This window comes from Hippea alviniae EP5-r (genome assembly GCF_000420385.1).
GTDB classification, from domain to species: Bacteria; Campylobacterota_A; Desulfurellia; order Desulfurellales; family Hippeaceae; genus Hippea; species Hippea alviniae.
Genome location: NZ_ATUV01000001.1, coordinates 154,278 through 173,857, shown reverse-complemented (window position 1 = coordinate 173,857; position 19,580 = coordinate 154,278). Strand labels below are relative to the sequence as shown.

Below are 19,580 nucleotides of genomic sequence, written 5' to 3'. Positions count from 1 at the left end.
TTAACTTTGCAAAAAATTTAGGCGTTTTACAACTCAATTAAATGTAAAACTTGAAAAGGCTTTAAATTTTCTCTAATAATAGATAAAGGTTTGTCAGGCGAGTGAGTGATGGACAAAATCAAACTTATGATTATAGGCATAGGGCCACATGCTCAAACCATCCACATTCCGATTTTGGCCGAAATCAAGAACAAAATTCCGCTTGAGATTACCCTTGCCATAGATATAAACGAAAGAATAGATGAGATAAAACAGTGGTTTGACTCTCAAAACATAAAACCCAAAAGCATAAGGTCCGTGGAGTTTTTTGCCCACGATATGCCAAAAGAGACTGAAAATTACTTAGATAAACTGATAGAAAAAGAGGAAATTGACGGAGTTATCATATCAACACCGCCATACTGCCACAAGGCGTATGCTCTCTGGGCACTAAAACACAAGCTGCACATACTCATGGACAAACCGATAAGCACATACTTAAATGTGATAAACGATGAAGAAAAAGCAAAGGCAATTTATGACGATTATCTTGAAATCTTAAAAGCCTATAAAGAGCTTCAAAAAACCAAAAAAACGGCATTTATGATTCATCTAAAACGCAGATATCATTTAGGCTTTTTCAAGGTTTTAGACTATTTAGATGAGATATCTCAAAGATTCAACATACCCATAACATCAATGCATGTCTATAACGCAGATGGAAAATGGCGTCTTCCACACGAATTGATAACACACAACTATCATCCTTACAACACAGGTTGCGGTATGATATCGCATACGGGTTATCATCTTATAGATGCTGCCTGGTGGCTTTTTGAAAAAACATGCCCGAAGGAGAAATTTCCGCAAAAGATAGAAGTCTTTAGCTCCTTTTTAACACCGACAGGCCTAATTCATCAGTTGAATTACAAGGATTACTTAAACATCTTTGGCGAAGAATACAAAAAGGAAGCCTTATGGAACGACGAGTTTTTAAAAATCATGACAAAACCATTTGGCGAAGTTGACGCATTTGTCATAATAAGACTCATAAAAGATAACGAAATTATATCGCACATAACACTCAACATTCAGCACAACACATTCTCTAAAAGGTCATGGATTAAATCGAAAAAAGACCTGCTTAAGGGAAACGGCAGGGTTCATCATGAGTCGTTCAATATTCATCAAGGCCCGCTTCAAAATATACAGATACACTCATATCACGCATACGACAGACACACAAAAGAAGGCAATCATTTCAATGTTGGCGGAACTCAGCATTTTGACATTTACAGATTTCTAAATATCGGTATAACTCATGGTAAAAGCCCGATAATCGTAGAATCGGCAGAAAAACTCACAAAAGAGAACAACCTAAACATAACCCTATCTCAACACTCAAAAAAATCCGTTATAATCGAGTTTCTAAATCTAATAAAAAACCCTGACCGAATAAGCGAATCGTCCATAGAAAAACACAAAACACAGGTAAAAATCATGTCGGCGATTTATCTTTCCCACATAAAACAAAAACAGGGTGAAAATCCGATAATAGAGATTGAAATTTAACAGGAAAAAGCCATGAAACTTGAAACCTATTACAACCCAAAAGCCATCTCCTTGATACGCAATTTCGTATCTGAAGCGGCAAACTTTTACGGAGCAAACAGCAAAGAGAGATATGCACTTGAGCTTGCATCGGAAGAAGCGGCAAACCACATAATCTCAAACTATCCTAAATTCTTCAAAGATACCTTTGAGATATTCATAGAAACCGAGCCAGAAAGTAAAATATTCAGAATAATCATGATAAACAAAGGCATTCCCGTAAACAAAAACGGCATACCAGAGTATAAACCTGAAAATCTAAAGAGCTCGCCTGATGGTCTGCAGTTTTATCTCATAAAAAAACTCGCCGACAATTTTAAACTCATAAACTGCGGCAAAGAAGGTTGGAAAACTATCATAGAAAAAAGGCTTGAAAATTTCAAAGACCCGTTGAAATCTTCTTTTAAAGAGACAACAGTCGAAGAAATACCCGCCCTGGATAATGTAAACTTTAGGCTTGCAGAAGCCGAAGACTCATACGAGATAACAAAATTAGCATATCTTACATACAAATACTCATATGGAAGGAGTATGTTTTACTATCCGGAAGTTTTAAAAGAAAGTATTGAAAACAGAGAAGTTATCTCGCTTGTTGCAGAGACGCAGGATAAACAAATCATAGCTCACACTGCCTATGTAAAATCAAGAAACGGCGAAGGGATTTACGAATCTGTCGCTTTAATGGCAAGACCCGAAGTAAGAAGAACACGCATTGTCGCAAAACTGCTCAAGTTTCAATACGAATACTCCATGAAAAATTCAGACAGAATCAAAGTCGCAGAAGCAGAGCTCGTAACCGGACACACATCTTCGCAAAAGATAGCAAGCATATACGGATTTTTGCCGTTTGCCCTATTTGTTTCCTATTACGACCAGAACGAGTTTATAGGCATAAACATACCAAAAAACAGACAGAGAGAGACAATACTTTACGCTTTAAGACCATCAAAAGAACCAATCAAATCAACCATTTTTTCACCAAAAGAGCACGAACAATTCCTAAAAGAGATATACTCAGGCGACATGTTTGATGTAAGTGTAAAAACCGAAGCAACCAACGATTTAGAAGAAAAAACGCTTTACTCAACAATAAAGAGACGGGATATGTCACTTGGCACAATCATTATAAAAACAATGGGCAAAGACTGGTTTGACATCATAAAAAGCGTATCCAAAGAGATAAAATTTGACGGTTTTAAGACTATTTTTGTCAGGATTTTAGCCGACAAACCACTGCCAGAAAACTTAGAAGAATATATGAACTCCTTAGGGTTTTTCTTAAGCGGCACAATATTAGGCCCAATTGACAAGTGGTCTTTGCTCTATATTCAGCCAATAAATCAGAAGATAGATTGGGATGAGATAAAGCTTTACGACAAAAGGGCAGTAAAATTAAAAGAGTATGTAAAAGAGAACCAGCTTAAGGTTTATAATCTAATTTAGCCATGTGTGTCTATGCATTTTATCTAAATAAAAAAAGAGATATCTTTGTAATGATGGGCAACAGAGACGAAGAGTTCAAAAGAAAATCGATAGGTTTACACTTCGCTAATGAAAATACGCTTATGGGCATAGATTTAAAAGAGAAGGGAAGTTGGCTTGGTTTGACAAAAAACGGAAAAATCGCCTTCATAACAAACCACAGAAACCCTAAAATCTTCAAAGAAAACGCACCATCAAGAGGACACATCGTCAAAAAATTCCTAACCGAAAACATAAACGAAAAAGAGTTTATCTCATTTTTAAAAGACACAAAATCAATCTTCAACGGATACAATCTCGTTTTCGGAAACCTAACCGACAAACGGCTGTTTTATTACTCAAACATTAAAGATGAGCTTGTTGAGATAGAAGACGGAATCCACTGCCTATCCAATGCCTTTTTAAACTCTTCCTGGCCTAAAGGCGAAAAACTTAAAACATTTCTAAAAAATGCAATCGAGAAAGAGATAGACGAAGAGACGATATTATCGTTTCTTGAAGAAACCGATTCAGACAATCTCTCTTCTCTATTTTTAAACATCAACGGCTTATATGGAACGCACTTTTCATATTTTATAAAAAACAGAAACAGAGAGATATTTATACTTGAGAAAAACCATTTAGAAGAGACAAAGAGCAGGTATATCTTTCGCTTGACATCTTCTTAGCAAAAGTAATATAAAAAACATGTCGGGTCAAGGAAGTCCGGTGAAAATCCGGCGCTGCCCCCGCAACTGTGAGGCTGACGAAACTCTCACTATGCCACTGTCGGGAGTGGCTCTTTAAACAGGGTCGCCCGATGGGAAGGCGAGAGGAGTAGGATGAAGCCGAGCCAGGAGACTTACCCGACAAAAAATCGAACGGGAGGTTCAAAGATGAGAAAAGAAAGCCCGCCTGACTGATATCCCCTTTTAAATCTCACATATTATCAACTCAAAAGCATAAGGGGGTATTGTGTTTTCAAAAATCATCAAAAGAGACGGCAGAGTTGTAAGTTTTAACGCAGAAAAGATAACCGACGCCATAGCAAAGGCAGGAAAATCAACCAAAGAGTTCGATTATGATACAGCAAAAAAGCTCACCATCAAAGTTTTAGATTTAGCTTACAGGTTTTTTGGTGATAGAACACCAACAGTTGAAGAGATACAGGACATTGTTGAAGAAGTCCTGTTAAGCTCACCATTCAAAAAGACAGCAAAAGCCTACATTATTTACAGAGAACAGCATGCCCAGTTAAGAGAGTTCAAAAACAGAGCCGATGTCGAACTCATCGAGAGCTATCTAAACAGACTCGATTGGGAAGTAAAAGAGAACTCCAACATGAGCTTTTCCCTTCAAGGGTTAAATAATTACATCTCATCGGCTATCACCAAAACCTACTGGCTTAACAAAATTTATCCTAAAAACATCAAAGAAGCTCATCTAAACGGCGATTTCCACATCCACGACTTAAACTCTCTAAGCGTATATTGTGTCGGTTGGGATCTGCAGGACTTGTTGCTTAAAGGCTTTAAAGGAGCAAAGGGTAAAGTCTCAAGCAGACCGGCAAAACACTTCAGAAGCGCACTCGGTCAGGTTGTCAACTTTTTCTACACCCTTCAGGGAGAATCAGCAGGAGCTCAAGCCTTCTCAAACTTCGACACCTATCTTGCTCCGTTCATAGCCTTTGACAATCTATCCTATAAAGAAGTCAAGCAGGCTTTGCAAGAGTTTGTATTCAATGTCAATGTGCCAACAAGGGTCGGGTTTCAAACTCCCTTCACAAACATAACCCTTGATTTAAAAGTGCCTGAATTTTTAAAGAATCAGGCCGTTATCATAGGCGGAGAGCTGCAAAATGCAACATACGGTGAATTTCAAAAAGAGATGGACATGTTCAACAAGGCATTTATGGAAGTTATGAGCGAAGGTGATGCAGACGGCAGGGTGTTTACATTTCCTATTCCAACATACAACATTACAAAGGATTTTGATTGGGACAACCTTTCATTAAAGCCGCTCTGGGAAGCAACGGCAAAATACGGAATTCCATACTTTGCAAACTTTATAAACTCAGACATGAGTCCGGAAGATGCCCGTTCAATGTGCTGCAGGCTCAGGCTTGATACAAGAGAGCTCAAAAAAAGGGGTGGCGGTCTGTTTGGTGCAAATCCTTTAACCGGCTCAATAGGCGTTGTAACAATCAACCTGCCAAGAATCGCATATCTTTCGGCAACAGAAAGTGAGTTTTTCTTTCGTCTCACAGAACTGATGGAACTTGCAAAGGAGTCGCTTGAGATAAAGCGAAAGGTACTTGAGCGTTTTACAGATTTTAATCTCTATCCTTATTCAAAATTCTATCTCTCTTCAATTAAAGAGCGCTTTGGAGAATACTGGAAAAACCACTTCTCAACCATAGGGCTTATAGGTATGCATGAAGCGTGTTTAAATCTTATAAATGAGCCAATAACAAGCAGTGCAGGTCAGGAGTTTTCAGCTAAAGTACTCGATTTTATGAGAGATAAACTTCAACAATTCCAGAACGAGACAAACAACAATTACAACCTTGAAGCAACACCAGCAGAAGGCACATCATTCAGACTTGCAAGATTAGATAAGGAGAGATACCCGGATATAAAAACATCCGGCACAAGCTCAAAGCCATATTACACAAACTCATCTCAATTACCCGTAAACTATACAGATGATGTATTTGAAGCGTTGGAGTTGCAGGATAATCTTCAAACAAAATACACAGGCGGCACGGTTTTGCACATCTTTTTGGGTGAAAGATTGTATGATTCAAGTTCAGTTAAGCTTTTAATAAAAACCATCTTTGAAAATTACAGACTGCCCTATCTGACTTTAACGCCTACTTTTTCAATCTGCCCAGTTCATGGTTACATAGCAGGAGAGCACAAAGAGTGTCCCATCTGCAAAAGAGAAAGGGAAGAAGAGATAGAAGCAGAAATTAAAAGACTTAAAAAATTACTGGAGGAAACAAATGACTAAAGAAGAAATCTTAAAAAAGATAGAAGAGCTTGAGAGAAAAAAGAAGGAAGTAAAAGGCGAAAGATGTGAAGTTTACTCCCGCGTTGTTGGATACCTAAGACCGGTTGAGCAGTGGAACGATGGAAAACAAGAAGAGTTCGAACAGAGAAAAACATTTAAGGTAAGCTGATGTTCGGCGGACTTCAGCGATTCTCTCTTATAGATTACCCAAAGGAGATTGCTGCTGTTGTGTTTACAATAGGTTGTAATTTTAGATGTCCATATTGCCACAATCCTGAGCTTGTCAACAATACAGCAGAAAGAATTGAAGATAAATATATTCTGGATTTCTTGGAAAAAAGAGTTGGCAAGCTAACGGCAGTCTCAATAACAGGTGGTGAGCCTACGATACACGGCGAGAGATTGATCAAGTTTATTGAACAGGTTAAAGATAAGGGATTTAAGGTTAAGTTAGACACAAACGGTTCGAACCCGAAGCTACTAAATAAACTCATCAGTTTAAATCTCATCGATTATATAGCAATGGACATAAAGGCACCCTTTGAAAAATACGAAAAGGTTGCAGGTGTAAAATGCAATACAGACAAGATAAGTGAATCGATAAATATAATTTTGAATTTTAAAAACCATGAATTCAGAACAACTGTTGTCGAAGAATTGCTAAACGAAAACGACATAGAAGAGATTCTAAACCTAATCAAAGGCGCAAAGTTGTATGTAATTCAGAACTTCAAGCCATCAAAAACATTAAACCCTGATTTTATTAACAGAAAGGGTTTTCCAGAAAGAAAACTATTAAAATTAAAAGAAACAGCAAAAGGACATGTAAAAAAATGTATTATCAGATAAGGAGGTTATCATGAAATTCAAAAGAATTATATCTCTTAGCTGCACATTAGCATTGCTCGGTTTTTCAGCTTATGCTGGAACAATCAATTCAGATACTATAGTTGTAACTGCAACAAGAACAGAGGCAAAGGCCTTAACAACACCTTCAAAAGTAAATGTTATAACGAGTAAAAAACTAAAAGAAGAAGGGATAACCTTCGTTAAAGATTCTCTTAAATTTATTCCCGGTATAACAGTTTACTCCAACGGAGCCTTTGGTGGCTCAACAAGTGTCAACATAATGGGACTACCTACATATTATACAAAAACCCTTATAGACGGAATAGATGTATCTGACCCATCACAACCCCAACCCTATTTTGATTATGCCAATTTAATGTCAGACGATATTCAAAGAATAGAGATAGTTCAAGGAGCTCAAAGTGGTTTGTATGGTTCAAATGCTATTGGTGGTGTAATTAATGTAATAACGAAAAAAGGCAAAGGGAAACCTTATTTCAAACTATCTCAGGAATTGGGCTCTTTTCATACATATCAAGAAAATATAGAAAGCGGCGGTCAATACAAAAAACTAAGTTTTTATATAAACATTTCAAGATTCGACACTGGCGGTATATCTAAGATGGACAAATACAATCCAACAAAACATTCATACTCAAAAGGAGACGAAAAAGACAGTTACCATAAAACTGCTTTTTCCACGAGATTAGAATATGATTTTGACCCAACCCTAAAAATAGGAACTATTTTAAAATGGAACAAAACGAGAAATTATTTAGATAACGGATGGCGCAAAGTATCACTATTTTCCTTTGTCCCTGATGACTCTGTGCCTTCGAATAACACCCCACAAGCAAAAAGTTTAAGAAGTGAGGATAGTTTCTTCCTGTCAAAAGTTTACATAAATAAAAAATTTTTAAACAATTTAACTCTCAAAGCCAACTGCTTTTATACTCAAACCCTAAGATACAATAAGTCGGCACCAGGGTGGTACGACTATAAAGGCAAAAGATGGGGCTCCAACATAACAGCAACTTACAAAATAAATAAAACAACTATAACAGCAGGTTTAAGCCAGCAAATGGAAAAATATGAAGATAACTCTCCTTTTAAAAAGTTAAGGTATAATTATGCTGGTTTTTTAGAACTAAATCAGAAAATACACAACTTAACCCTGCAAGGTGTAGCAAGAGAAGATAAATACAAAACATTTGGAAATCATTTTACATATAAATTAGGCGCATCTTTTTTAATCACTCAAACAAACACTATACTAAAAGCAAACTACGCAACAGGCTTCAGAGCTCCAAGCATATGGGAATTATATGCTCCACCCATTCCAACATGGTGGTTCATGGGCGGAAACAAAAATCTAAAACCAGAAAAAGCAAAAATATGGAATTTTGGCTTCATTCAAAATATCTGGAGAGAAAGATTGACATTTAATGCTCTATACTTTAAAAACATAATAAGAAACAGGATAGAATACTATACAGACCCAAAAACATGGCAATCTACATACAAAAATGTCAATGGAAAAACCGTATCTCATGGTGTCGAATTAGGCCTAAAAGCAAAACCATTTGACTTCTTAGAAACAGGCTTAAACTACACATACACAAAAAGCAAAAATCCAGACACAGGCAAGCAAACAGCAAGAATTCCATTAAGAGTATATACAGGATACATAACCGTAAAAGCTTTAAACAACAAACTCACAGCAACAGTTGACGGAAGATTTATAGGAAAAAGATACGACTACAGCTACAACAAACAAACTAAAACATATTACTATTACGAACAAACAGGCAAATATGCCGTTTTTGACTTTACAGCACTCTACAAACCTACTAAAAGATTAGAGCTGTCTTTGACAGTCAAAAACATCTTTAACAGGTTCTATGAAGAAGTTTACGGATACTCGACACTACCAAGAAGCGCGTTTGCAACAATCTCCTATACATTCTAACTTCCACCCCACCTACTTTATTATAAGCATGGTGGCTGCTGTCTTAATCAACTCAGCAGCCACCGCTTTCATCTTTTTACCGCTCAATATTCACTTAAAATCAAACAGAACAAGTAAAACATACTCCGTTTTCATAAAAAATATCACGGACAATCAACAAAAACCAAAACTAAATCCAGGTAAAAATCATAAAACAACAAAAACACAGATAAAACTACAAAAACCTAAAGCAAAAAAGATTCAAACCAAGAAAAAAAAGGTATATCGCTCAACAAAAAAGAAAAGAAAAACTATAAAAATAGCAAAAACATTGACAGCCAAAAGCAAAAAGACAATCTCAACACAATCAAATGAAAAATCAATTGGCATACAAAATCAATCCCATACTTCAACAAAAACAACTATAAGGAACACTCCTGTAAAAATTTCAAAAAATTCATACCCAAATATATTTGATTGGATAGCATCCCATAAATTCTATCCCTTAAGTGCCATATACAACGAAGAAGAAGGCAAAATAACGATAAGCTTTAAAATAAACAGAAACGGCAAAATAGAAAACATAAGAATCATTAAAGGTTCGTTTAAAGACTTAAACGAAGCGGCAATAAAAATCCTAAAGGACTCATCACCCATACCGAAAGAGATACTCACTCAATCCGGTATAAAAGTTCCAACCAAAGCAAACATAAATCTTGTCTTCAAGCTTGAATGACTATCTTGTTATACAAACAAAGGGATTGCCGGAAAACGGATTATTAAACACTTTCACCTTTTCTGAAGCGTTATACAGTTCTTTAACAATACTTTCTTTTATAATGGCCGAAGGCTTACCCATCTTGAATATACTTCCATCTTTCATAAGCAAAATTCTATCAGCAAACTCACTTGCCACATTCAAATCATGCAAAACGGCAATAATAGTAAGGCTAAACTCTCTTCTCATCTTCTCAAGCAGAGACAAAATCACATCCTGCCTGCTTATATCAAGTCCGCTCAACGGTTCGTCCATAACCAGAAGCTCTGGTTTTGTTGAGATAGCTTTGGCTAAAAACACAAGTTGCCTTTCTCCACCGCTTAGCTCATTCATATAACGCTTTTTTAAATGCTCAACATTGCACATTAAAAGCGCTTCTTCTATAGCTTCTCTATCTTCTCTCTTTTCAAAAAACTGAAAAGCAGAGAAGTAAGGTATCCTTCCAAGCAAAACAAACTCTTCAACCCTAACAAAAGCATAAGAAGGGTTTTGACTTACAACGGATATCTTACGGGCAAGCTCTTTAGGCCTATAAAACCTAAAATTTTTACCGTTCAGATACAAATTCCCTTTATTTGGTTTAAGCAGTCTTCCTATTATCTTTATTAATGTCGATTTTCCTGCTCCATTCGGGCCTGCAATGGCAAAAAACTCGCCTTTTTCAACTTCAAAATCTATATCATTTAAAATTAGCTTTGAATTATAACTAAACGAGACATGTTCAACTCTAAGCATTAAACATCCACCTGCTTTTTGCCAGAACCCAGATAAACACCACACCACCGACAATACCCGTTATAACACCAACAGGAAGCTCAATTGGAGCAATCAGACTCCTTGCCAAAGCATCCGAAAGAATAAGAAAGCTGCCACCGCCAAAAAACGACAAAGGAATGAGAAACTTATGGTCTCTGCTAAAAGTTAATCTAAAGAAGTGTGGCACAACAAGACCGACAAAACCTATAATTCCGGCAAATGCAACGGCTATACCAACAGCCAAAGAGCTAACAAAGAACACTGCTTTCTTCGTAAATTCAACATTAACACCAAGATAAACGGCATCTTCTTCGGATACAGATATCGCATTCAGATTCCAGCTTAAAAAGATACCCACGATTAGAACAAATACGGCAGATATCACATTCAGAACAACTGCAAAGCTATTTGGCCACTGAAGAGAGCCCATCATCCAGAAAACTATACGATGAAGCTTGGCAGGATTGGAGATAGCCATCAGAAACAAAACCAAAGAAGAAGAGACAAAACTTACCATAACACCGATAAGCAGCATCTTTGAAATATCAACAACCCTATTTTTTACGCTCAAAAGGTAAATAAAAAACACAACAGCCAAAGAGCCAACAAAACCGCCAAAAGCCATAAACCTACCCAACCCGAAAACTATAGCCAAAGCAGCACCAAACGCAGCACCACCAGAAACACCGAGTGTATAAGGCTCTGTAAGTGGATTTCTAAACAACGCCTGAAGCATCACACCAGAAACGCCCAAAGCACCACCAACGAAAAAACCAAGCAACACGCGTGGAATCCTTAAATCAAGCAGTATAACCCTATCAACGCCATTATCACTCAAAGCATGAACAAAGCTAAAAAGAGAGATACCGCTATCGCCTGATGATAAAGATAGAAAGACAGAAACAAAGACAAACAGAACAAACAGAATCAGTTTAATGGCAGGCTTCAAGGCTCACCTCTGGATGAAGGAATTTTGCAATTTTAAAGAGCGTTTTGGCAAATGATACGGGAGTCGGACTGCATAAGCTGTAATCGTTTAAAATCAAAATCCTATTATGCTTAACGGCACTCAAAAACTTAAACTGCTTCCATCTCTCAGCCTGTTTTATGCCGTTAAAACCCATTTGCGATATTATTATCGCATCGGGATTTTCTTTTAGAACTTTCGCAGGCGAATATAGGCCGCTTTTTGAATTCTCTGCTATGTTAATTCCACCCGCAAATCTTATAAAATCGTTGATAAACGAAGAACCCGTAGCTGTAAACAACGGATTTGCTCCTATCTGAACAAAAACCTTTAATCTTCGAATATTTTTAAGCCTATCCTTTATACAATTAACTTTTTTCATCGCTTCTGAGACTATCTTTTCAGCCACATCCTTTTTGCCCACAATCTTACCCACTTTAATAAAATCGTCGCATATCTGTTTGAAACTCCCAGGCTGGCTAAAAACAATAACTTTCAAGCCAAGCCTTTTTAAAACCTTAATATCCGAAGGATTCAAAAGCGAACTTGCAAAAACAATATTAGCTTTTAACTTCAAAATCCGTTCGACATCGGCATCCGTAACCGTCCCTACCCTTTCAATTTTAAAACCTTCTGGCACTATACCGTATTTGCTACAGCCAACAAGATACTTTTGAGCTTTAAGCATAAAAATCTCCTGTGTTACAACAGGAGAAAGAGAAACTATACGCAAACCTGCCGAAAAAGAAACTTCAGCAAAAAGAACAACAAAAACAACAAAAAAGAGAACCTTTTTTATCATCTTTTCACTCCATATTTAGATAGAAATCAAAGCCTTTCTTTTTAAATTCTTCAATAATCTTCTTCCTTATATCAGAAGGATACCTATACATCGACTTTTCTAAAACAAGTCCTTTCAACACACACGGATTTTTCCTTAATATCCTTTTAAAATCTTCCTTATCAAACCTTAAAAAGCCTATCTCTATGGAGTGTAAATTTTTTAACCCTTTAATTTCATCGGCTATCTTTACATAATCTTCAAAAAACTCGGCAATTATCGGGTCAAATCTAACGCCAACCTTAAAACCGTTCTCTGAAAGTTTTCTTAAAGCTTTTAGTCTTCTTTCAAGCGATGGCGTATAAAACTCATACCTTTTTATAACAGTATCTGGAGAAAGAGAAAAGGCAAAGATAACATTATCAGAAGGCTTAAAATTATCCACTATCCTATCCACAGACGAAACCTTTGTTCTAACTTCAAGAATCAATCCGTCTTCCAAACCTGAAAAGAACTTCAAAAACTCGTCCAACTGATCTGACAAAAAATCAAGTGCTAACGGGTCAAAAAACGTGCCAAGATAGAAATAAAGCGGTCTCCTTTTGTCTTTCTTTGCAACATTTAAAATCGCATCAAAATACTCTTCAAAATTCAAAAACACAACCGGATTAAAACTTCTGAAATAGCCCTTCAAAAAACAGTAAGCACAGTCATAAACACAGTTATAAGCAGAAAGTATGGAATAACCTTTCGAACCATCAGGCGTATAGTTATTCGGCGTCTCTCTTAAAAACTCACCCTTCTTGTTTGCAAAGATAACAGCGCTTCTATCCTTCGCATTGTGAAAATAGCCGACATAATCGTCAATCTCTTTAACTTTAAATTTATCAAGATTTAACCTGATTCTTTCTCTTTTTATACCCTTTTCCAGAAATACAACTTTTATGCTAAAAGGTTCAGGTTGGCATTTAGACGTGTTTATCTTTATTCTTTTGTAAAAATTCTGTCTTTGTGTAAAAGTCAAACGCTTCTTTATCGTCAGACGCTCTACTTTTTTGGCTTCATCAGAAAGAAAACCGGTATGCAAAAAAACTTCAGGCGTCTTCAAAACAGATTTAAGCCTGCTTATTATTTCTGCAAGCTTTTTTGCATCATAGGTAAAATCATAAACTTTAGAAACACTATCCTTATCGTTGTAATCGCTAACTATACGCAAAACCAACGGTTGAACATTCGCACTTTTTGACGATACAGCAAAAAAATAACTCTCATTATCAATAAGCTCGCCAAACACACTCAAATCTTTATCAAAACAAAGCCTATCCATAAGCGTTATGCCGTCTTTTGACTTATATTCCAAAGGATAAACCAGATCAATCGGGTTATAAACAGGATTTAAGCCCTTATCTAAAAGCTTGACGCTCTTTAAAAAAACAAAATCGCCCTTGTTTAGGCTATAGTCTAAAGAGCCTGAAAAACCGACAAGAAGTGCAAAAGAAAAATCACCCTTAGAGAGATAATAGGCTGTTTTAAAACCAAGTTTTAAACCACTTTGACCGTAATTTACAAAAACAGCTATATCATCGCCTAAAAAAAGCTCACCTTCTTTTTTTAAGGAAAAGAATTCAATTAGCGGCTTTATCTCTTTGAGATGTTCGCTTGCAAGGAAGAGCATGAAAATAATAAATCGTTTTATTTGCGTAAATGTCCGTTATTTTTATCTCTTTAACACTATCCTTAAAAAACCTGACAATAACATTATCTATACTACTCTCATACTTAGGCAAAAGCTCAAAAGTCCCATTGTCCGACTCTTTTATATTAAACAGGTCAGATAGCTCTTTTTTGCCCAAAAACATCAAAAACAGAACCTTGTTAAACCCGGTCAATTTATAAACCGTCTCGGTTTTGCCCTTTACATCAACGGCCTTAAAATTATCAATCAATATTTTCTCATTACCATAATCAAAAATCATCTCTTTTTTGGCTTTTATAAACAAAATGCCGTCCTTTTCAATCTTTTGGCCTGTCATGCCATTTATAGAAACCTGCTTAAAGCAGAGCTTAACATCCCTGTTTTTGTAAGCGTTGAATATGTTGTTTATGTCTGCTGCATTCGATATGCTAATCAGCGTGAGCAATGCCAATAAGCTTGCTAATACTCTCAATCCCTTCACTCTCTAAATACTCTCCTATTCCCTTTAAAATCTCAAGCGATATGGCAGGGTCGATAAAGTTCGCCGTTCCAACCTGAATAAGCGTTGCACCTGCCATAATGTATTGAAGCGCTATATCAGAGCTGTATATACCACCAACGCCTATTATCGGTATCTTAACCTTCTCATAAACCTCATAAACCATTCTAACACCAACAGGATAGATAGCAGGGCCACTCAAACCGCCTGTTTTATTCGCAAGCAGCGGCTTTTTCGTTTTTGTGTCGATAACCATTCCCGTAATTGTATTTATCAAGCTTACGGCATCAGCACCGCCCTTTTCTGCAGCCTGAGCAATAAAAGCAATATCTTCAACATTCGGAGTAAGCTTCACTATCACAGGGCGAGAAAAAACCTTCTTAATCGAAGCCGTAAGCACAAACACCATATCTGGGTCTTTGCCAAACAGAGCACCGCCTGCCGAAACATTGGGACACGAAACATTTACTTCAATTGCGCTTATTTTGGGCTCTTTATCCAATTTCTCGGCTATTTCGACAAACTCCGACACTTCACTGCCATAGATATTAGCTATCACATGGGTGTTAAGATTCTCCAATTTCGGAAGCTTCTCTTCAATAAACCTGTCAACACCGATGTTTTGCAAACCTATGGCGTTCAACATTCCGCATGGCGTTTCAACAATTCTCGGTGGCTTATTACCCAATTTTTCTTTGACACTCAAACCCTTAACAATAAAACCACCCAATTTATTCAAATCCATGTATTTTTTATACTCAAGGCCATATCCGAATGTGCCGGATGCCGTTAAAACAGGATTTTTAAATATCAAATTTCCCAACTTTACAACTAAAGAGCTTGCCATTGTATCTCCTCAAAATCAAAGACTGGTCCGTCAACACAGACCTTTTTATATCTATTATCGGCAGTTTGAACAACACAGCCCAAACAGACACCTATACCGCATGCCATTCTGGATTCAAGCGAAACCTGCATGGAGCAGTTAGCTTCAAAACACAAAAACGCAAGTCTTCTCAGCATAAGCGTAGGCCCGCAGGCATAAACTAAAACATCGCTATTTAGCTTATCTTCAACCATCTCAACAACATTGCCTTTAAAACCAGCACTGCCATCCATCGTGGCTATGTTGCCATCGTCAGTAAATATCTCATCCTTACTATTAAACCCGAAATACGCATCACACCTGATTTTATACTCGCTCTCTATAACGCTTTTTAAGTAAAGAAGCGGGGCAACGCCTATTCCACCGCCAACCAAAAGCAGCTTTTTTGTCGAGTTTATGCTAAAACCGTTTCCTAAGGGCCCTAAAATATCTATAAACTCACCCTTCTCTTTTGTCGTCAGGATTCTTGTTCCTTCGCCTACAACTCTATAAATAAAATCGATGGTATCAGAAAAACCCGCAACGCTAAAGGGCCTTCTAAGCAAAGGAAACGGATAGTCGTTGATCTTTACCATAAAAAACTGACCGGGCAACACTTCAAATAAGCCCGGATTATCAACCTTCAAGACAAATGTATCCTTAGCTATCTGTTCATTCTGGACTATCTTCAGTCTCACTTTATCTCCTCTATCTCAAATCTTCTTATGCCGGCAGGCACTTTAACTTCAACTTCGTCTCCTTCTTCCTTGCCAAGAAGAGCTTTAGCTATCGGGCTGTTTATCGAGATTTTGCCGTTTTTCGGGTCGGATTCATCCTCACCCACTATCATATACTCTATCTCTTCATCGTTATCCACATCATACAAAACAACCCTGCAGCCAAAGTTTACCCTATCTTTTGGAACAGTAGCCGGGTCAACAACCTGGGCGTTGTTTATCTTTCTTGAAAGCTCGGCTATTCTGTTCTCGATTAAGGCATGTTTCTCTTTTGCAGCATGATACTCGGCATTTTCACTCAAATCGCCTTTGGCTCTTGCTTCTTCTATCTCTTTTATAATAGCCGGCCTTTGATTTTTTTGTAAATCTTCCATCTCTTCAAGCAGTTTTCTGTATCCCTCAGGTGTAATCAAAATCTTCTCGCTCATCAGTTCACCTCTTTTTTGTAATAATCCTGTATTGGTATAACATCGAGCTTCTTACCTTTTATTATGGCCTCTATCGCTCTTGTGGCTGCAATAGCACCAGAAATAGTCGTGCAGTAAGGAATGTTCAAAAGCAAAGCACTTCTCCTTATGTAAAAAGAGTCCGTTCTTGACCTTTTGCCAGACGGCGTATTTATAAGAAAGTGTATGTTGTTGTTTTTCATTTTGTCAAGAATATTCGGCCTTCCTTCGCTAAGTTTTTTTACATACTTAACATCTATACCCTCTTTCTTCAAAAACTCATAGGTGCCTTTCGTGCAATAGACATCAAATCCAAGTTCTATCAATTTTGATGCTATAACAACGCCCTGTGGCTTATCCCTATCTGCCAAAGACATAAACACATTACCTTCTGTTGGCAGTCTCATACCGCTTGCAAGGAGTGCTTTGTAATAAGCTATAGGAAACTCATCCGCAATACCCATAACTTCGCCTGTCGAACGCATCTCAGGGCCAAGTGTAATATCAACATTTGGAAACTTAACAAATGGAAAAACGCTCTCTTTAACTGCATAATACTTTGGCTCTACTTCTTTGACGCCAAGCTCCTTTATTTTTTTGCCCATTATAAGCTGAGTTGCTATTTTTGCCCAGTGAACACCTGTTGCTTTGCTCACAAACGGCACGGTTCTTGAAGCTCTCGGGTTAACTTCAAGAATATAAACCCTATCGTTCTTTACGGCAAACTGTATATTTATCAAGCCCTTTACATTGAGTTCTTTGGCAAGCAATCTCGTCTGCCTTTTTATCTCGTTTACTATTTCTCTTTTTAGTGTTCTTGGTGGAATAGAACAGGCTGAATCTCCCGAGTGGATTCCTGCAGCTTCAATATGCTCCATAACTGCAGCAACAACGGTCTCCTCCCCGTCACTTACGGCATCTACATCAACTTCTATCGCATCTTCTAAGAATTTATCAATCAAAATTGGGTGTTCACCGCTTACTTCAACCGCTTCGTCAACATACTGTTTAAGCTGCTCTTCGTTGAATATTATCATCATAGCCCTTCCGCCAAGCACATAAGAAGGCCTAACCAGAACCGGATAACCCACCCTTTTTGCAACTTCTATAGCTTCTTCTTTTGAATGAGCTATACCGCTTTCTGGCTGTAAAAGCCTTAGTTTGTTTATCAACTCCCTGAATAGTTCTCTATCTTCTGCCATGTCTATGCTCTCTGGTGCTGTGCCAAGAATCTTGACACCTGCGTTTTTAAGCGGCAGAGAGAGTTTTAACGGAGTCTGCCCGCCAAACTGAACGATAACGCCTTCGGGCTTTTCATTTTCTATAATGTTCATCACATCTTCAAAAACTAAGGGCTCAAAATACAACCTATTTGAGATATCGTAATCTGTTGAGACTGTTTCAGGATTGCAGTTAACCATTATAGACTCATAACCTTCATTTCTCAACTCAAGCGAACCGTGAACGCAGGTATAATCAAACTCTATACCCTGGCCTATTCTGTTTGGCCCGCTTCCCAAAATTACAACCTTTTTGTTTTTTGATGGCAGAGACTCGTTCTCATCTTCGTAAGTCGAATAGAAATACGGCGTGTATGCTTCAAACTCACCCGCACATGTATCAACCATTTTATAAACATTCTTTATACCCTTTTTTAGACGCATGTTTCTTATTTCAAGCTCGCTTTTGCCTGTTAAATGAGCAAGTCTTGAGTCCGAAAACCCGTACTTCTTGAGCTCTTCTATGTCTTTCTCAACAAACTCAGGGTTCTTTTTTATCTCTTCTTCTTTCTCAATTATCTGCTTAATATTGAACAGAAACCACCTATCAACGGCCGTGAGCTCATAAACATAGTCTATATCATAACCGCGTCTGAAGGCTTCGCCTATGTAAAGCAACCGCTTTGAGTTCGGATGGATAAGCTTCTGTTTGAGCTCGTCTTCAGAGCAGTCCATCTCAATAAAACCGTCCCAATTATACTCAAGAGACCTTATTGCCTTCTGAAGAGACTCTTTGAATGTCCTGCCTATGGACATTACTTCTCCGACGCTTTTCATCTGAGTGCCAAGCTCGTCTTTTGTATTGAATTTCTCAAATGTAAACCTTGGAATCTTAACAACAACATAGTCAAGCACAGGCTCAAAGCTTGCTGGCGTCTTCTTTGTTATATCGTTTGGTATCTCATCAAGCGTATATCCAACACTTAAAAGTGCTGCAAACTTCGCTATAGGAAAACCGGTGGCTTTCGATGCCAAAGCAGAAGACCTTGAAACTCTCGGATTCATCTCTATCACGACGAACTCGCCGTTTTCTGGGTTAACAGCAAACTGAATATTCGAACCACCCGTTTCAACGCCAATCTTTCTTATTATATCGATAGCCGCGTCCCTTAAAATCTGATACTCTTTATCCGAAAGCGTCTGAGCAGGCGCAACGGTTATCGAATCACCCGTATGAACACCCATAGCGTCAAAATTTTCTATGGAACAGATGATAAACACATTGTCTTTTTTATCTCTCATCACTTCAAGCTCATACTCTTTCCAGCCAAGAACAGACTGCTCTATCAACACCTCGTTTACAGGACTCTGCTCAAGCCCCCATTTAACCACCTCTTCAAACTCTTCTTTGTTGTATGCAACACCTGCTCCTGTCCCGCCAAGTGTAAAAGACGGCCTTATGATAACAGGAAACGATATCTCATTAACTACATCTATAGCTTCCTGCATATTGTGGGCTATTCCGCTTTTTGGAACTTTAAGCCCTATTTCGCTCATGGCCTTTTTGAATAATTCTCTATCTTCAGCCCTCTCTATCGTCTCTGCATTTGCCCCTATCAGCTCAACCGAATACTTATTAAGTATTCCAGCCTTATACAAATCCATAGCAGCATTCAAAGCCGTTTGACCGCCAAGTGTAGGAAGCAAAGCATCGGGCCTTTCTTTTGCTATTATTTTCTCAAGAAAATCAACGGTTATTGGCTCTATGTAGGTTTTATCCGCAAGCATCGGGTCTGTCATTATCGTTGCAGGGTTTGAGTTAACCAGAACAATCTCATACCCTTCGTTTTTTAAAGCCTTGCACGCTTGTGTTCCAGAGTAATCAAATTCACACGCCTGACCTATTACTATAGGACCCGAACCTATTATCATTATCTTTTTGATGTCTTCTCTTTTAGGCATACAACACCCCTTA

General features: G+C 37.7%; 15 protein-coding genes, 1 pseudogene and 1 riboswitch. Of the genes and pseudogenes, 7 read left to right on the top strand and 9 right to left on the bottom strand.

What is annotated here, in order from left to right; genetic code table 11:
- Window positions 1-108: 108 nt before the first annotated feature.
- The 7 genes and pseudogenes from G415_RS0100950 (at window position 109) to G415_RS0100915 (ending at window position 9,596) form a co-directional block, all read left to right on the top strand.
- Window positions 109-1,551: a Gfo/Idh/MocA family protein gene (locus G415_RS0100950; RefSeq protein WP_022669706.1), complete on the top strand. Its 1,443-nt coding sequence runs from the start codon at window positions 109-111 to the stop codon at window positions 1,549-1,551.
- Between the two features lie 12 nt (window positions 1,552-1,563).
- The gene (locus G415_RS0100945; protein WP_022669705.1) at window positions 1,564-3,033 is read left to right on the top strand and encodes an ATP-binding protein; all 1,470 of its coding nucleotides are present in this window, start codon (window positions 1,564-1,566) and stop codon (window positions 3,031-3,033) included.
- 2 nt (window positions 3,034-3,035) lie between these two features.
- Window positions 3,036-3,740: an NRDE family protein gene (locus G415_RS09335; protein WP_022669704.1), complete on the top strand. Its 705-nt coding sequence runs from the start codon at window positions 3,036-3,038 to the stop codon at window positions 3,738-3,740.
- A 7-nt stretch (window positions 3,741-3,747) separates the two neighbouring features.
- A riboswitch (cobalamin riboswitch) is annotated at window positions 3,748-3,935 on the top strand.
- Between the two features lie 91 nt (window positions 3,936-4,026).
- Window positions 4,027-6,232, top strand: a pseudogene (locus G415_RS0100935) (ribonucleoside triphosphate reductase).
- Window positions 6,232-6,912 (top strand): anaerobic ribonucleoside-triphosphate reductase activating protein, encoded by a 681-nt coding sequence (locus G415_RS0100925; protein WP_022669701.1) that lies wholly within the window; start codon window positions 6,232-6,234, stop codon window positions 6,910-6,912. Before G415_RS0100935 ends, G415_RS0100925 begins: the two are co-directional and overlap by 1 nt.
- Before the next feature lie 10 nt (window positions 6,913-6,922).
- Window positions 6,923-8,881: a TonB-dependent receptor plug domain-containing protein gene (locus G415_RS0100920; RefSeq protein ID WP_022669700.1), complete on the top strand. Its 1,959-nt coding sequence runs from the start codon at window positions 6,923-6,925 to the stop codon at window positions 8,879-8,881.
- Between the two features lie 28 nt (window positions 8,882-8,909).
- Window positions 8,910-9,596, top strand: a complete 687-nt coding sequence (locus G415_RS0100915) for an energy transducer TonB (protein ID WP_162138528.1) — start codon at window positions 8,910-8,912, stop codon at window positions 9,594-9,596.
- Here G415_RS0100915 and G415_RS09330 read toward each other — a convergent pair whose 3' ends face one another.
- The 9 genes from G415_RS09330 to carB are packed head-to-tail and all read right to left on the bottom strand — an operon-like array spanning window position 9,597 to window position 19,567.
- On the bottom strand, window positions 9,597-10,373 hold the full coding sequence (locus G415_RS09330; RefSeq protein ID WP_022669698.1) for an ABC transporter ATP-binding protein: 777 nt from the start codon (window positions 10,371-10,373) through the stop codon (window positions 9,597-9,599).
- Entirely contained in the window at window positions 10,366-11,343 is a 978-nt protein-coding gene (locus G415_RS0100905; RefSeq protein ID WP_022669697.1) for a FecCD family ABC transporter permease, read from the bottom strand. Before G415_RS0100905 ends, G415_RS09330 begins: the two co-directional genes overlap by 8 nt.
- Window positions 11,327-12,163: an ABC transporter substrate-binding protein gene (locus G415_RS0100900; protein ID WP_022669696.1), complete on the bottom strand. Its 837-nt coding sequence runs from the start codon at window positions 12,161-12,163 to the stop codon at window positions 11,327-11,329. The genes G415_RS0100905 and G415_RS0100900 overlap by 17 nt, the downstream gene beginning before the upstream one ends.
- Before the next feature lie 4 nt (window positions 12,164-12,167).
- Window positions 12,168-13,817, bottom strand: a complete 1,650-nt coding sequence (locus G415_RS0100895) for an SPL family radical SAM protein (RefSeq protein WP_022669695.1) — start codon at window positions 13,815-13,817, stop codon at window positions 12,168-12,170.
- Window positions 13,768-14,319 carry a LolA-like protein gene (locus G415_RS0100890; protein WP_155825409.1) on the bottom strand — a complete coding sequence of 184 codons (552 nt, stop codon included), beginning with the start codon at window positions 14,317-14,319 and terminating at the stop codon, window positions 13,768-13,770. Before G415_RS0100890 ends, G415_RS0100895 begins: the two co-directional genes overlap by 50 nt.
- Window positions 14,267-15,184, bottom strand: coding sequence for a dihydroorotate dehydrogenase (locus G415_RS0100885; protein WP_022669693.1), 918 nt, complete (start codon window positions 15,182-15,184; stop codon window positions 14,267-14,269). Before G415_RS0100885 ends, G415_RS0100890 begins: the two co-directional genes overlap by 53 nt.
- Entirely contained in the window at window positions 15,169-15,900 is a 732-nt protein-coding gene (locus tag G415_RS0100880) for a dihydroorotate dehydrogenase electron transfer subunit (RefSeq protein ID WP_022669692.1), read from the bottom strand. Before G415_RS0100880 ends, G415_RS0100885 begins: the two co-directional genes overlap by 16 nt.
- Window positions 15,897-16,367, bottom strand: coding sequence for a transcription elongation factor GreA (greA, locus tag G415_RS0100875; RefSeq protein WP_022669691.1), 471 nt, complete (start codon window positions 16,365-16,367; stop codon window positions 15,897-15,899). The genes G415_RS0100880 and greA overlap by 4 nt, the downstream gene beginning before the upstream one ends.
- Entirely contained in the window at window positions 16,367-19,567 is a 3,201-nt protein-coding gene (gene carB, locus G415_RS0100870; RefSeq protein ID WP_022669690.1) for a carbamoyl-phosphate synthase large subunit, read from the bottom strand. The genes greA and carB overlap by 1 nt, the downstream gene beginning before the upstream one ends.
- Between the last annotated feature and the right edge of the window lie 13 nt (window positions 19,568-19,580).

Coding starts and splice junctions, on each gene's coding strand:
- G415_RS0100950 (WP_022669706.1), top strand. CDS start 109: ATGGACAAAATCAAACTTATGATTATAGGCATAGGGCCACATGCTCAA.
- G415_RS0100945 (WP_022669705.1), top strand. CDS start 1,564: ATGAAACTTGAAACCTATTACAACCCAAAAGCCATCTCCTTGATACGC.
- G415_RS09335 (WP_022669704.1), top strand. CDS start 3,036: ATGTGTGTCTATGCATTTTATCTAAATAAAAAAAGAGATATCTTTGTA.
- G415_RS0100925 (WP_022669701.1), top strand. CDS start 6,232: ATGTTCGGCGGACTTCAGCGATTCTCTCTTATAGATTACCCAAAGGAG.
- G415_RS0100920 (WP_022669700.1), top strand. CDS start 6,923: ATGAAATTCAAAAGAATTATATCTCTTAGCTGCACATTAGCATTGCTC.
- G415_RS0100915 (WP_162138528.1), top strand. CDS start 8,910: ATGGTGGCTGCTGTCTTAATCAACTCAGCAGCCACCGCTTTCATCTTT.
- G415_RS09330 (WP_022669698.1), bottom strand. CDS start 10,373: ATGCTTAGAGTTGAACATGTCTCGTTTAGTTATAATTCAAAGCTAATT.
- G415_RS0100900 (WP_022669696.1), bottom strand. CDS start 12,163: ATGATAAAAAAGGTTCTCTTTTTTGTTGTTTTTGTTGTTCTTTTTGCT.
- G415_RS0100895 (WP_022669695.1), bottom strand. CDS start 13,817: ATGCTCTTCCTTGCAAGCGAACATCTCAAAGAGATAAAGCCGCTAATT.
- G415_RS0100885 (WP_022669693.1), bottom strand. CDS start 15,184: ATGGCAAGCTCTTTAGTTGTAAAGTTGGGAAATTTGATATTTAAAAAT.
- greA (WP_022669691.1), bottom strand. CDS start 16,367: ATGAGCGAGAAGATTTTGATTACACCTGAGGGATACAGAAAACTGCTT.
- carB (WP_022669690.1), bottom strand. CDS start 19,567: ATGCCTAAAAGAGAAGACATCAAAAAGATAATGATAATAGGTTCGGGT.